This is a genomic window from Veronia pacifica (assembly GCF_001707825.1).
In the GTDB taxonomy this organism is placed as follows: Bacteria; Pseudomonadota; Gammaproteobacteria; order Enterobacterales; family Vibrionaceae; genus Veronia; species Veronia pacifica.
The window spans coordinates 16779-30599 of sequence record NZ_LYBM01000058.1 but is presented as its reverse complement, the minus strand read 5'-3'; the positions used below and the strand labels follow the sequence as shown (position 1 = coordinate 30599).

The 13821-nt window shown below is 45.0% G+C and carries 12 protein-coding genes; 8 read left to right on the top strand and 4 right to left on the bottom strand.

The annotated features are described in order from the left end of the window. The coding region (locus A8L45_RS24715) for a hypothetical protein (protein ID WP_175402048.1) at positions 1–606 on the top strand (606 nt) is incomplete at its 5' end. Between the two features lie 195 nt (positions 607–801). Here A8L45_RS24715 and A8L45_RS21115 read toward each other — a convergent pair. After that, complete coding sequence (locus tag A8L45_RS21115) at positions 802–1731, bottom strand: LysR family transcriptional regulator (protein WP_068905338.1); 930 nt, start codon at positions 1729–1731, stop codon at positions 802–804. A 206-nt stretch (positions 1732–1937) separates the two neighbouring features. On the opposite strand from A8L45_RS21115, the gene A8L45_RS21110 reads away from it, so the two are divergent. Together A8L45_RS21110 and A8L45_RS21105 are read left to right on the top strand one after the other, a co-directional pair. Continuing rightward, positions 1938–3311 carry an MmgE/PrpD family protein gene (locus A8L45_RS21110; protein ID WP_068905337.1) on the top strand — a complete coding sequence of 458 codons (1374 nt, stop codon included), beginning with the start codon at positions 1938–1940 and terminating at the stop codon, positions 3309–3311. 21 nt (positions 3312–3332) lie between these two features. Beyond that, on the top strand, positions 3333–4169 hold the full coding sequence (locus tag A8L45_RS21105; protein WP_068905336.1) for a phosphosulfolactate synthase: 837 nt from the start codon (positions 3333–3335) through the stop codon (positions 4167–4169). A 160-nt stretch (positions 4170–4329) separates the two neighbouring features. Here the strand turns inward: A8L45_RS21105 and trhO are convergent, their stop codons facing one another. After that, complete coding sequence (trhO, locus tag A8L45_RS21100) at positions 4330–5310, bottom strand: oxygen-dependent tRNA uridine(34) hydroxylase TrhO (protein WP_068905335.1); 981 nt, start codon at positions 5308–5310, stop codon at positions 4330–4332. Positions 5311–5595: 285 nt separating this feature from the next. After that, positions 5596–6516, bottom strand: coding sequence for a hypothetical protein (locus A8L45_RS21095; RefSeq protein ID WP_068905334.1), 921 nt, complete (start codon positions 6514–6516; stop codon positions 5596–5598). A 563-nt stretch (positions 6517–7079) separates the two neighbouring features. Here A8L45_RS21095 and A8L45_RS21085 point away from each other — a divergent pair. The 3 genes from A8L45_RS21085 (at position 7080) to A8L45_RS21075 (ending at position 9595) form a co-directional block, all read left to right on the top strand. Beyond that, positions 7080–8225, top strand: a complete 1146-nt coding sequence (locus A8L45_RS21085; protein WP_068905332.1) for a methyl-accepting chemotaxis protein — start codon at positions 7080–7082, stop codon at positions 8223–8225. Positions 8226–8284: 59 nt separating this feature from the next. Beyond that, positions 8285–8968, top strand: coding sequence for an MOSC domain-containing protein (locus A8L45_RS21080; protein WP_068905331.1), 684 nt, complete (start codon positions 8285–8287; stop codon positions 8966–8968). A gap of 270 nt (positions 8969–9238) precedes the next feature. Further along, positions 9239–9595: a DUF4870 family protein gene (locus tag A8L45_RS21075; protein ID WP_068905330.1), complete on the top strand. Its 357-nt coding sequence runs from the start codon at positions 9239–9241 to the stop codon at positions 9593–9595. Between the two features lie 76 nt (positions 9596–9671). On the opposite strand, the gene A8L45_RS21070 is transcribed toward A8L45_RS21075, so the two are convergent. Next, positions 9672–11000: a tetratricopeptide repeat protein gene (locus A8L45_RS21070; RefSeq protein ID WP_068905329.1), complete on the bottom strand. Its 1329-nt coding sequence runs from the start codon at positions 10998–11000 to the stop codon at positions 9672–9674. A gap of 407 nt (positions 11001–11407) precedes the next feature. Here A8L45_RS21070 and A8L45_RS21065 point away from each other — a divergent pair, with 407 nt between their 5' ends. Both A8L45_RS21065 and btsR read left to right on the top strand, forming a co-directional pair. Then, positions 11408–13087, top strand: a complete 1680-nt coding sequence (locus tag A8L45_RS21065) for a sensor histidine kinase (RefSeq protein ID WP_068905328.1) — start codon at positions 11408–11410, stop codon at positions 13085–13087. Continuing rightward, on the top strand, positions 13080–13796 hold the full coding sequence (btsR, locus tag A8L45_RS21060) for a two-component system response regulator BtsR (RefSeq protein WP_068905327.1): 717 nt from the start codon (positions 13080–13082) through the stop codon (positions 13794–13796). The genes A8L45_RS21065 and btsR overlap by 8 nt, the downstream gene beginning before the upstream one ends. Positions 13797–13821: the final 25 nt, after the last annotated feature.

Genomic DNA, 13821 nt, shown 5'->3' with positions numbered 1-13821 from the left:
GCGAATGGAACGATTCAAAAGCCACAAAATGGTGTAGATAGAACTATCAACTACAAAGACAGTCAAGGAAATGAAAAGTCGGTAGACGTAAGATTTTACAACGACAAAAACAACGTTCTTGAGAAAGGATTTACTGACATATTGAAGAACGATAAGGATTTTCAAAAGGTTGTTGAAAATGCACTTAAAAATACGAAAGATAACAAGCTACACATTAATAATGGGCCTCTTGAGGATGAAAAAAAGTTTGACAAATTAGGTAATGCTAAAACGTACGCTGGAGATCACTTGATTACTGTCGATGCCGCAAAAATCCAAAATCTAGGCCTTGGAAAGGCCAAACTTTACGATGTCATAGCCCATGAAGTACTCCATATAGATGGCTCGATACAACATCCTAAAGTAAGTGAAAATCAAACGGCGAGTGAGCAAGCAGAACTCGATAGGTTTGACCAAAAAGTAGGTACACTGATTGACGATGTGCCAAGCCTGCAAGATGTGTTAACAAATAAGCTTAATTCGTCACATTCGTTGAGACCCACATTTCCAAATTCTGCGGGTAATGAGGCATTTAGTACAGGGCACGACCATTCACATGAACATTAGTTGATAAGCAATCTGACCCAAGCTCTACCTCCGACTTGATTTAACTGTTTGAGGTAGAGCAATGAAGTAACGCGTTGAACGGATTGAATTTTTTAAGTTTTAAATCAGGTGTTGCCAGCTGCATGTTTGAACAATGAGTCGTAGGATTATTATTGAGGGTATAGAGCAAATTCAAGGTAAAACCTTTACGCTCAATCATGCCGTATTTGCATCGAAGCTCACCGAAATATTGTCATCGAACGCTTTTCTCATACTTTGTTTTAAATGAGAGAGAAGCTCCCGCTTGTAAAAGCCTCGCCGTGCAGCCAATACCAACTGGCGATGTGGCACGGGATCGGCAATGGCCCGGAGAAAACGCCTGCGACGTTCTCCCATAAACAAGGTCGCCAGCTTCGGGATAATGGTCATACCATGCCCCAATTCAACGAAACGCCGCAACGTTTCCAACGAACCAGACTCGACAACCAGATTATGTTCTTTCTCTGATAACGCCCCAAGCTGCTCAGTAACATCAGCAGCAATATGCAACTCATGCTCGGCAACACACGATAAGTCAATTTTACTTTGCGGGTACAAAGCGTGCTGGTCGGAGACGTAAGCGAGGAAGGGCTCTACACCAATATCAAATTGATAAAACCCCTCACCACCATGCATTTTACAACACAAAGCCGCATCGACTGTCTCGTTAATCAGGGCCTTCTTCGTATCTTCAACAGACATTTCATAAACATGTACCCTGAGATCTGGATGCAGGGAACAAAAGTCAGGCAAGAAAAGAGGGAGTAGATAAGGTGCAATACTGGGGCAGACCGCGAGATTACACTCACCCTTTAACGAGGCTTGTTCAGACTGGGCGAGTAAGTTGAAGCGGCTCATCTCTTGCAGTATGTGGCGAGCCTGCGCGATCAACTTCTCTCCTTTTACAGTAGGAACAACGGGTGAACATGTTCTGTCAAAAATAATGACATCAAGCCTGCTTTCCAGCCGCTGGATCTCCTTACTCAAGGTGGGTTGAGCAACGTTGCAAAGCTTCGCGGCGCGAGCGAAATTTCTCTCTACATCAACAGATACAATATACCTAAGCTGTGATACGTTCATATAAATGATATTGATAATCGTTTTCATCTATATTACCGAAAAAGACGCTTCCTGAACATCCCCTAAATCATATGAAGCTCTGAAAAAGAATTATGAAAATACATAAACCCATGATTTATATATTTTTATTTCCATTATAGTTAGAAGCTATTAAACAAATAGGCAGAGGAGCTTAGTCAATTGCTTAATAAATCGCCAACCTATAGACATGGTTAACAAATGGAGAGGAAGGCATGACAATTGTTCAGGAACTTGCAGTGTTTGCTGAAAAAGCCAGCTTTGAAGATCTGTCCCAAGATGCATTGAGGGAAGTGAAAATTCGGGTACTTGACAGCATAGGCTGTGCAATCGGCGCTGTTGAAGGCGCACCAATAAGAAGAATCAAGGAACATATTGATGACTTTGGCGGTGCACCTTTGGTTACCTTGATTGGGGGTGGAAAGACATCACCCGACAGAGCAGCATTGTATAATTCAGCTTTGGTCCGCTATCTCGACTACAACGACAGTTATCTCGCTAAAAAAGAAACCTGTCACCCATCGGACAATATCGGCAGTGTGTTGGCAGGTGCGGAATTTTCTGGCAGCCATGGTAAAGACTTTATCACTGCAGTTGCACTCGCCTATCAAATCCAATGTAAGTTGTCGGACGTTGCTCCCGTCAGGCACAAAGGGTTTGACCATACAGTACAAGGCGCATATGGCGCAGCAGCCGGGGTTGCAAAAGCACTTAAGTTAAACCAAGAACAAATTGCTAACGCAATAGCGATTTCAGCCACTGCCTACAACGCGTTGCGTGTGACCAGAACAGGTAACCTTTCTAACTGGAAAGGGCTCGCATTCCCATCTACCGGCTGGACATCAACACACTCTGCTTTCCTTGCTATGCGCGGTATCACTGGCCCAGAAGAAGTCTTCGAAGGCAACAAAGGCTTCATGGATGCCATTGCGGGTGAGTTTTCTGTTGACTGGTCACAGGAAAACCTTGAGAAGGTTACCGGCACCATTATCAAGAAATACAACGCTGAAATTCACTCTCAATCTACTCTTGAAGGTCTGATTGAGTGGAGAAACGAAAGCAATATTAACCCGGAAGACATAGACAGCATTGAGCTTGAAACCTTCGACGTTGCTTACCATATCATCGGTGGTGGTGAAGAAGGCGGTAAGAAGCTTATCCGTACGAAGGAAGAGGCAGACCACAGCCTGCCCTACATGATGGCCGCAGCTATTCTTGACGGTCAGGTTCTGCCGGCACAGTACCATCCAGAGCGTATCGTGAAAGACGATATTCAGACTCTGCTCCAGAAAGTGCATGTCAGCGAGAACCAAAGCTACAGCGCACAGTTCCCTCAGCAAGAAGCAATATCTATCCGCATCACCATGAAAGATGGTCAGATATTCGATATTGCCAAGATTGACTACGAAGGATTCCATACCCGCCCAGCAAGCTGGGGAATGGTAAGAAAGAAATTCGACATGTTGGCAAGCCCATTTGCCGATGAAGTACTGCGTCAAAATATCTTTGATGTGATTTCTAACCTTGAAGATCACCCAATCGATGAGCTAACTCGCTTGCTGGCTCAGGTCCGACGCGTTGCGCGTTAATTATTACGGAGGAAAAAAATTATGGCAGATTTTAAAACACACGACGTCGCCTTTGACTTTCTGCAGCGTAACAAGCGCCCTGCTAAGCCAAGAAAAGTGGGACTGACCGAAATTCGTGCTGCTTACTACTCCAACTTTGGTGAAAGCTATTTCAGAGATATCCTGGAATCCGCAGGTAACTATGTTGACTCAATCAAATTTGCGGGTGGTTCTTTCACCTTCATGAACCCTGAAAAAGTTCGTGCGATGAACGATTTGGCTCATGAGTACGGTGTGCTCGTCTCTACTGGTGGCTTTATCGAGTATGTGATCCGTTACGGCAAAGATGCGGTGAAGCAGTACATCCATCAGTGTAAAGAGCTTGGCTTCGATATTATCGAGATCTCAACTGGCTTTATCTCTCTGCCGACAGAAGACTGGCAGCGAGTCATTGAAGACGTTCAAAAAGCAGGTCTTCGCGCAAAGCCTGAGATCGGTATCCAATTCGGAGCAGGTGGTGATACGGTTCAGGAAGGGCTTGAAAGTGAAGGTATTCAGGACACTGGATTCGCTATCGAACAGGCCAAAAAATTCCTTGATGCTGGTGCTTACATCATCATGATTGAATCTGAAGGTATCACAGAAAATGCAGACCCATGGCGCGTCGAAGTACCTGCTCAGTTTATCAATCAGGTTGGGCTGGAAAATCTGATGTTTGAAGCCGCCGATCCGGCAGTCTTTGAGTGGTATATCAAGAACTATGGCATTGACGTGAACGTCTTTGTTGACCATAGCCAACTGGTTCAACTTGAGTGCTACCGTCAGGGTATCTGGGGTACAAACTCCATCTGGGGTCGTATCAGCAGCTACCGCGACTAGGCAAAGCCAAGAAAAAATTTGGTCATCCTTCGACCAAAAAAAGAGGCGGGAACATCCCGCCTTTTTCACATTTAGCCCTGCCCTTTTATTACTTTTTATCGCTGTTGTTTGCACTCATAGCGGTCAGATAGAAAAGGTAGTCATTACATGCAAAGCGTGCTTATTTCGCATTACGCTGCGCGTCTTTTTTCGCCAGCTTTTCAGCACGTTTTTGCTGCGACACTTTGATCGCATCACCGCCAACGTGCTCTTCACCGCGCTGTCTTGCCAGTTGAACCTGTTTCTCACGCTCCCGGAAACGTTCAATCTGCTCGTCGGAATGCGTTCCGAAACACTTTGGACAGCTCACACCCTGCTCATACTGGTCAGTCTGTTTGTCTTGGTCTGTAATTGGCAGGCGACAAGCATTACAAAGGTCGTAATCACTCTTTTCCAGTTGGTGGTTAACAGCAACACGGCCATCAAACACGTAACAGTCACCTTCCCACAGCGTGTTATCTTCTTCCACTTCTTCCAGATACTTGAGAATACCGCCCTCAAGGTGGTACACCTCTTCAAACCCCTGCTCTTTCATGTAAGCAGTTGATTTTTCGCAACGAATACCACCTGTACAGAACATGGCTACTTTCTTATGCTTGGCAGGGTCCATGTTTTCTTTTACGTAATCAGGAAACTCACGGAAGGTATCAGTATGAGGATTCACTGCACCCTTGAAGGTACCCAGCTCAATCTCGTAGTCATTTCGGGTGTCGACGACAAACACTTCAGGGTCAGCAATCAAGTCATTCCAGTCTTTTGGCTTCACATAGGTGCCGACAACATGGCGAGGATCGATTCCCTCTACACCCATAGTGACAATTTCTTTTTTCAACTTCACCTTGGTGCGATTGAACGGTTGCTCCTCTGAATACGACTCTTTGAAACTAATGCCAGTCAGACGCGGCTCATCATTCAGCCAAGCCAGTAGCGTATCAATTCCCTCACGGGAAGCCGCAACAGTACCGTTAATGCCCTCTCTGGCAAGCAACAAAGTACCGCGAACCTGATTAGCCTCCATCAAGGCGACTAATGGCTCACGTAGTTGCTTATAGTTTTCCAACTCAACAAATTTGTACAGAGCACAGACGACAAACTGACTCACAAGGTTTCCTTTAATCTATTTAGGTTTGATTTCATCAAATTGTAACTGAGACTCATCCCGAGAAACACACATGGATAGTGGGGGAATATACGGGCGTCAACCTATAATGACACTTCAGAAGATAAGCTGGCACAATACCGACAGAGAGAACGACGCCTCCCTCCTTGGTATATGTCAGTATACCGCCTTTCAACAACGTCGATTCACTTACTAAATAATGAATTTTTCAATAAAAGAAGCCAGCCGGTGAGGATCCCTCCGACTGGCAACAATGATTTTCCGGCGTTAAAAGTTAAACTTGATGGCATTTAGGTAAATAGGGAAAACATAGTAGTAATACCACCATGAATAGACTCTATCCTCGGTGAGAACACTGATCCCTTTTACATGGGAGAAATCACCTTTTATTATCTGTATCGCTTGGTCGCCATGATGGAATCCAACGTGTTCAGAACCAAACAGTATGTAATTGAGCTTCTGCTGATAATAGTTACCGTACCAACCGTAGTAGGTAGACACACCCGCTTGTATTCGGCTCACTGTACTCAAATCAGCACTTTCCCATGAGCCACTGGCTGGGCCGCCCACAGACTCACTGACCGTATTCAACAAACCTGCGCGATAAACAGTACTATTTCCCTGATTTACCCAGACGGTGTTATTCGTTAATGGGGACAGGTGGTAAAGGCTTCCTTTTGTCAGACCAAGAATAGGTCCCGTATTGGTTAGCTTCAAACCAAAGCCTACCAGTAGCTTTTGTTGAGACTGATATGGGTGAGGTGCGGTATAGACATTGATTCCTGTTAATTTAGAGTGTTTAGGAATGATGGCCTCATAAACATCCGCTTTACCGGAATAATATCCATAAGTGTGATAATAGGTATAACCATAGAATTTAAATTCAATAACAATTTTTCGTATATACGCCTGTGAGCCGTAATGCGCAACATACGCCTTTATTTTACTGATATGATTTATATCGTACTGTGTCGATAAATGCCCCCCTGTGCCACCGACCTGATGATCACCTGATTTGAATGCATAAATAAAGCTATCAGAACGTATTTTAAAAGACTTGTTGTCTGATACAACTAACTCAGTAGGCGTACCTGTCGTATTACCAAACTCAGAAATATAGTTTCCCTCTGCTGCATATGCCGCAGAGATAAAAAAGAGATATAATATGATAAGTAACTTGTTACACATATCCACTCCCAATTATCTGGCTATTCATAGTTTATGACTGAAAGAAAAGAAAAATGTGAAATTAAATATTTCTCAGGACCAGACTGATACAAAATAAGCATATGATCCATATAAAAATAGCGCCGTATTTTAATTGTCCAAAAAATATAAACAGGTATTGTATATAGTTATTTGTTTATATATTGGATTAAAGAAATAAAACAAGAAATATACATCATTACTAATAACTGTATAAAAATATTATTTTTAATTTCATTAATAAGAATATAATCAAAAGTGATGTATAAAAACTGATAGAGATACACGGTTAAAAAATCATCATTTATCTTTTTCTTTTGTATGTGCATAACAGTCATTTTTTATACTTACGTCCAATTAGGCTCTTAACCAGTCAATAAAAGATGGAAAGCACTCAATACGTTCACTTGCTAATCAAATAAGGTCAGAAAAAAGAGAAAAGGTCGATCTGGTTTAGGGTTTTTATTCTATTTTATAGGTCTGCTTCGGCAATTCCTATACCATCAGCACAAATTTTATGTGGGTATTTCCCATGGAGATCCAAGATGTTTTTTCAAAAACGGTTAAGAGACGAGAACGAAGCATTAAAACAAGCACTCAGTGACGCTCACCAAGAACATCAGCAGCAGATAGATGCGCTAATGGCAGAGATTCGCCAACGAGATCATGAGTTGCAAACATTCAAAGCTCACACTCAACGGGAAAAGCAGTTGATGAAGAACCATCTTGATGGGTCTGCAATGCTGGACAGTATAAGGTGCGGTCTGGCTGAAAGTGCAACTAATTTAGAACAGGAAAACCAAGCACTACAGCAACTCGATAAAACCTTCGCTCAAACCCACGAAGCATTGGACCGTCTCTCTAACCGGGCGGAAAAAATCGAGGTACAGGCCAACACCAGTATGGATGCGGTGAATGTTCTCGATAAAACGGCAGCTTCCATCGGTCAATTAGTGCTAACCATTCAGGAGATCTCATCCCAGACCAACTTGCTGGCACTCAACGCAGCCATTGAAGCAGCCCGGGCAGGGGAAGTAGGCAGAGGTTTTGCCGTCGTCGCTGATGAGGTGAGGACATTGGCCGAAAAAGCGCACGATGCCAGCGATAAAATAGAAGCCTTGGTGAATCAGGTGATTGGCCAGACAGCAGAAATTAAAGCCTCTATTAATGCCAATCATCTGTGTGCAGCAGAAGTCTCCGCCTCATCTTCTCAAATTGGCAGCGTGGTGAAAGAGGTATTAAACACGTCCCACCACATGCAATCAGTGATCAATATCGCTGCTACTCATGCCTTCATTGACACGGTGAAACTCGACCACGCGGTGTGGAAAAATGACATTTACCGCAAGATTGAAGACGGTCAATTTAACGAGCCCATTTCTGCACACACAGATTGCAGGCTCGGCCAATGGTATTTCAATGGTGAGGGTGCCAATCGGTTCAGCCAATTGCCGGGATACAGAGGTATTCATGCACCTCATCAAATGGTTCATGATTCAGGTCAACACGCTTTATCTGCTGCGGCAGACAGCGATGATCACACACTTATCCGTCATGTAAGAGCGATGGAAAGCGCCAGCGAGCAGGTACTCTCCGCTTTAGACGGGTTAATGTATGATGTTGTTCGTCATCAAAATAAGCCCGCCGAGAGAGTCGTTGATCGCACGAGAAAAACGCCGGTATCGGTCTGAGTAAGAGAGATAGGTTACTATCCAGCAAAGTCTGCAAAAAACGTATTAGGAGAGTGAGCATGTCAGAAAAAGTCAAACTGTTAGGGATTTACTGCGGAAAGAAAAAAACAGTCGATGGCTTTGATACCGCCATGTACAAATCACCGGTTCAGGGAAAGCAATACCTATCAGAAATTGGCTTGGAAGGAGACGAGCAAGCAGACAATAAACATCATGGCGGTACTGAACGGGCACTTCATCAATACCCCGCAGAACACTATCAATTCTGGCAACAAAAGTATGGTGGTGAACAAGACTGGCAAGCACCGGGAATGGGCGAAAACCTCAGCTCACTGGGAATGAATGAAGAAACAGTATGTGTTGGCGATCAGTACCAATGGGGAGAGGCCATCATTGAAGTCAGTCAACCACGTTCACCCTGCTTTAAGCTGAATAAACGCTGGCAGCTTGAAGACTTTTCGGTCGAGATGCAAAGCCTAAGCCGCTGCGGCTGGCTATACCGGGTTATAAAAGCGGGATACGTTGACCTCAGTCAACCTTTGACACTGGTTAGCAGACCGGAGAATGCACTGACCTTAAAAGAAGTTTGCGACCTGTTTTTTGGTGACCCGCTGAACCCAGAGGCACTCCTAACGCTGAGAGAGCAATCGGCGTTGTCAGAGAGCTGGATGTCAAAAGTCAAAGCCCGTCTTGAAACAGGCAAACTGGAAAACTGGAACTTTAGACTTCTGGGACATGCCTGATCGATAGAAAAAGAGGTGATCGCTCACTTCAAATATAAAGGTTAACTTCATTTACTCAAACAATCCTGAGAGGCTAACTCAGATTGTTTGAGTGCCGCTTAAAGTATGCACTCTGTCCATCAGCTCTCCCCCGCCAAACCGGTCAAATTGGTCAAGCTTTACTCAGTCAACACTCATAACGTAGCATTCTTGCAACAAAACCCTACTTTTTTAATGGTTTTTTATATAGAATTTACAAACATCGATATACACATCAAATAACAAAACAATATGCTAAATAAATCAACAAAAGAAACAGATACGTTTACTGCCCAACTCGCTTATCTTTTAATGCTGTTTGGCTGTGCAAGCCTGGGAATTCTGAGTGTGGCGAGTGTTATTCTTGCTCATATAAAGAGAAAAGAAGCCATTGCTGCTGGTGACACCTTTTTAGCCGACCATTTTCGTTATATCCAGCGTACGTTTTGGTTTGGACTGGGCTTCGCCTGCATTAATACTATGCTGGCACCGTTTGGAATCGGCGTGATCACAGGAGCGATGACCATTATCTGGGTTGTCTATCGTTCAATTTACGGTTTACTCCGTCTTCATGATGACAAGCCAGCATACGAAAAAGCTGCGGCGTGATCACACTGTCGGCTTAGAAATAAAAGAGGGGTTCATCTTTATGAACCCCTCTCTATTTTTGTGTATGTTAAATACGTTAGATACCGTACAGCTTTTTCATCGTTGAATAATCAATGGCAAAAGTTTGCTTGAACCAACTGTCTACCATGCCATGCTTTGGAGAGACAGCTGCACAGCGAAGTACATTTTCAGCCAGTAGATCCGCCCCACTCTGTTCACAATATTGTGCTTTCCAAAGGCGTCGCAAATCGGACGAGAAACGGTTTTTCAACGTATCTAACTGACCGCCCAGCACCTTTTTTTGATCCAGAAATTGCGGTGGCTGAGGGGCTAATCCCGCCGACGCAAATTCTGCTGTATGGCTTCTTGTCCGGTTAGATTTGTTGTCTGATAACCGCTCTTTTAACGGCTGTCCTGCAACATTCCCTGTATAACCGACCGAAACACTGAAATCTTCGATATACGTGGTTTCTGGGTAGAGATAAACACGCTCAACATCGACCGAGATCCAACTGTTGGGAACGTTGGGATCCGGACGCTTTTCAGTGACAACATAACGCTTCTCACGCTGAACTGACGTGCTGTTACGACGATAATCAATGGTCGAATCAACAACAATTTTGTCTGATTTTGCGCCATTTCGAGCGAACCAGGGGCTGGTTTGGAAAGTCTTTTCAAGCTCAGATGCAAACTCGCCAAACTGGCTTCTCAGTCCATAGTTATTGTATGTATTCAAGTTGAGCTGCTGTTTGACTTCAATGCCTGAATAGCGAGTGTTGTCTTTATTATCGACATCAAGAGAGACAGGCTGTGACCAAGCCAGACAATACTTTTCGACCATAGGCTTCATGAAAAAGCGCTGGCCTTTCACATCTTTAGCTAACGCGAGGCAACGATCTTTCCCCGCTTTTGCCAGCTTGGTCTGATAGTCATCAAATTTCGATGTCTGGCGCGTTGCGTCCGCCAAACGTTGAAACTGATAATTGAACCATCGGAATTTATCTGGCTGCCCCTCCGTAAACACACTTTTCGCTTCAGCACGCAACCAATCTTCCGCGTAGCGCATCTCTTCATGTTGAGTCAACGCCTGTGCCGCGAAAGATTCAGTGCGCCATTTGCCCTGCATTTCGAGCACTTCCTGCAGTTTAAGCGCAGCCTGATATTGATTAGACGCCATCCTGAGCATGCGGATATCAATCAGTTGCTGGTCAATGATTTTGGTACGGGCGTTAGCGAGTCCCTGCTTTGCTTCAATATCGTCAGGGTTTTCAGCCAATGCTCGCTCAAAATATGCCGCCGCATCAGCGTACAAACCTTTTTCGTAGGCTTCAGCGCCACGTTCGGCCAAACTGGCACAGCCAGTCAGAAATATCGCAAACATGACTGGCAACACTCTGCTTTTCATTTTCACTCCATCGAATAAATAACGCCGCTAAGTTGATAACGATAGCAGACGAATGCCGTGAACCTCAGTGGTGGAAGACAAATTCGTGAGCCGTCAACGATGAAGACCAAAGGCCAATAAATATATTCAATATCAGTACCTTCTCTCCCACCCACTCCCGCAAAACAGACCTGTTTGGGCCGCATGAGGGTATTAACTAAGCAGCTGTAGTATATCAAACCGCCAAAAACAGGTTGCTCAAGGTTTAGAACAGCAGACGTAAATACAGAGCGCCCAAAAAAGTGCCGCTCTCAATACCGTTATTTAAGACATCAGATGCCTGTTGAACACACCATAATCTGTCAGAAGAGGCTGGCACTTTTATTGGTGACCTTATATGCTTGCCGCCTGCTTACCGGATGCGATTTATGGAACTCATTATTAACCTCATGCAGCAAATGAGTGTGTACATGGTACTCGCCTATTTGCTGAGTAAAACGCCGATATTTATGCCTCTCATGGCCATCTCTGACCGTCTGTCCCACAAGCTCATGGCCTACGTTGTTTTCTCCATGTTTTGTATCCTGGGCACCTACTTTGGTCAGCAAATACACGATGCCATTGCCAACACCCGGGCAATTGGTGCGGTAATGGGAGGACTGCTCGGTGGTCCTGTCGTTGGTTTTTTTGTGGGGCTGACCGGTGGCTTGCACCGATACAGTCTCGGCGGATTTACCGACCTTGCATGTGCCGTCTCTACCACTGCCGAAGGGTTAATAGGCGGCCTGCTCCACCTTTACTTGGTGAGGAAAGGCCAACAGTCCCTACTCTTTCGACCCAGTATCGTTTTTGCTGTCACATTGGTTGCTGAACTGGTGCAGATGTCATTGCTGCTCCTGATCGCAAAACCCTTTGATCAGGCACTGGTGTTGGTGAATGCCATTGCAGCCCCTATGATTTTGGCTAACTCCATCGGGGCGGCGATGTTCATGAGTATCATCGTTGACCGAAAAACCATTTTTGAAAAATACTCAGCCGCTTTTTCCAGCAAAGCCCTCAAGATTGCCGAGCGCTCTGTTGGCGTCCTTCACAATGGATTTAACCAAACCACCAGCGAACAGATTGCTACCATTATTCATCAGGAAACAGGGGTTGGTGCAGTATCTATCACCGACAGAGAAAAGATTCTCGCCTTTACCGGTATTGGTGCTGACCATCATTTGCCGGGAACCTATATTTCATCGTCGTATACCCGCCAAGCCATAGAAAGTGGTGAGCTTGTCTATATCGATGGCGGACATTCTCCATATGCATGTTCACTGTCTGAGAGCTGTAAACTGGGTTCAGTACTGGTTATCCCACTTAAAGATGGCGACAGTCAGGTGATCGGCAGCATCAAACTCTACGAACCCAAACGCAAACTTTTCTCTGCCATCAACCTCACTATGGGTGAAGGTATTGCCAGACTACTCTCCAACCAAATTCTGACTGGCAGATTTCTTCATCAACAATCGCTGCTGACAGAAGCTGAGCTGAAACTGTTGCGGGCTCAGGTCAACCCTCATTTTCTTTTTAATGCGCTCAATACCATCAGTGCTGTCATTCGCCGCGAGCCTGATAAAGCCCGCGAATTAATCCAGCACCTGTCGACTTTTTTCAGGACTAACCTCAGGCAAAAGCAGGAACTGATCCCGCTGCAACAGGAACTGAAACAACTGAATGCTTACCTGAAGCTGGAGCATGCGCGTTTTGCTGATCGGATGGATGTTTCCATTGATATCGACCCGTCACTGGCGACGATTAGATTACCCAGCTTTACCCTGCAGCCACTGGTGGAAAACGCGATCAAACACGGCATATCTCAAATGATGGAAGCAGGCAGCATTCAGATCTCTGGCTTTTACTCTGATAACCACATTATTCTGCAGGTAGAGGACAACGCTGGTCTTTACCAACCCGATATACAAACAGAAGGACTGGGCACACATATCGTGGATAAAAGGTTAAAAAATCAGTTTGGTGATGAATTTGGTCTGACAATGACCTACAAAACAGAACAATGGACCCGTGCAACAGTAACACTACCCGGAGACCTCAGTCATGCTTAATGCCTTGATCATTGACGATGAGCCCTATGCCCGAGAAGAGCTGTCAGAGTTGCTGGCCGAAACTGGTAAGGTTAACGTGATTGGACAGTGTACTAACGCTCTGGAGGGACTGAAAACCATACACAAACTTAAACCGGATGTAGTCTTTCTCGATATACAGATGCCGCGCATAACCGGGCTGGAAATGTTGGCAATGCTGGACCCTGAGACAATGCCTCACGTTGTGTTTGTCACCGCCTATGACGACTTTGCTATTCAGGCCTTTGAAGATAATGCCTTTGACTATTTGCTGAAACCCGTTGAAAGTCATCGTTTGGATAAAACGATTCAACGACTGAATCGACACATACAAAAGCCAGTAGGCTATGACCCTGTGATGCCTGACACACTGAAACTGCTGCCCTGTGCCGGACACAATCGCGTATCTCTGGTACCGCAAGAGCAGGTCGAATATGCCCATTCAGGCGTCAGCGGTATTGAAGTTGTGACTGCACAAGGTGCCTCTGTCACCCAACTTTCTCTCAAAGTCATGGAAGACAGAACCCCGATGATCCGCTGTCATCGCCAATATCTCGTTCAACCTATCGCAATAAGAGAGCTGAGATACTTAGAAAATGGTCTGGCAGAACTGGTGACAGCATCGGGGCACAATGTTCCCGTCAGTCGCCGACACCTTAAAGCACTGAAAGATGAGTTAGGTCTGAACTAAGGCAGCTACACGGCAGGACTCTTCA

Excerpts from the sequence above, each read along its gene's own strand:
- A8L45_RS21065 (WP_068905328.1), top strand. The coding sequence starts at position 11,408 with ATGGAACTCATTATTAACCTCATGCAGCAAATGAGTGTGTACATGGTA.
- A8L45_RS21115 (WP_068905338.1), bottom strand. The coding sequence starts at position 1,731 with ATGAAAACGATTATCAATATCATTTATATGAACGTATCACAGCTTAGG.
- btsR (WP_068905327.1), top strand. The coding sequence starts at position 13,080 with ATGCTTAATGCCTTGATCATTGACGATGAGCCCTATGCCCGAGAAGAG.
- A8L45_RS21075 (WP_068905330.1), top strand. The coding sequence starts at position 9,239 with ATGCTAAATAAATCAACAAAAGAAACAGATACGTTTACTGCCCAACTC.
- A8L45_RS21110 (WP_068905337.1), top strand. The coding sequence starts at position 1,938 with ATGACAATTGTTCAGGAACTTGCAGTGTTTGCTGAAAAAGCCAGCTTT.
- A8L45_RS21105 (WP_068905336.1), top strand. The coding sequence starts at position 3,333 with ATGGCAGATTTTAAAACACACGACGTCGCCTTTGACTTTCTGCAGCGT.
- A8L45_RS21085 (WP_068905332.1), top strand. The coding sequence starts at position 7,080 with ATGTTTTTTCAAAAACGGTTAAGAGACGAGAACGAAGCATTAAAACAA.
- A8L45_RS21095 (WP_068905334.1), bottom strand. The coding sequence starts at position 6,516 with ATGTGTAACAAGTTACTTATCATATTATATCTCTTTTTTATCTCTGCG.
- A8L45_RS21080 (WP_068905331.1), top strand. The coding sequence starts at position 8,285 with ATGTCAGAAAAAGTCAAACTGTTAGGGATTTACTGCGGAAAGAAAAAA.
- A8L45_RS21070 (WP_068905329.1), bottom strand. The coding sequence starts at position 11,000 with ATGAAAAGCAGAGTGTTGCCAGTCATGTTTGCGATATTTCTGACTGGC.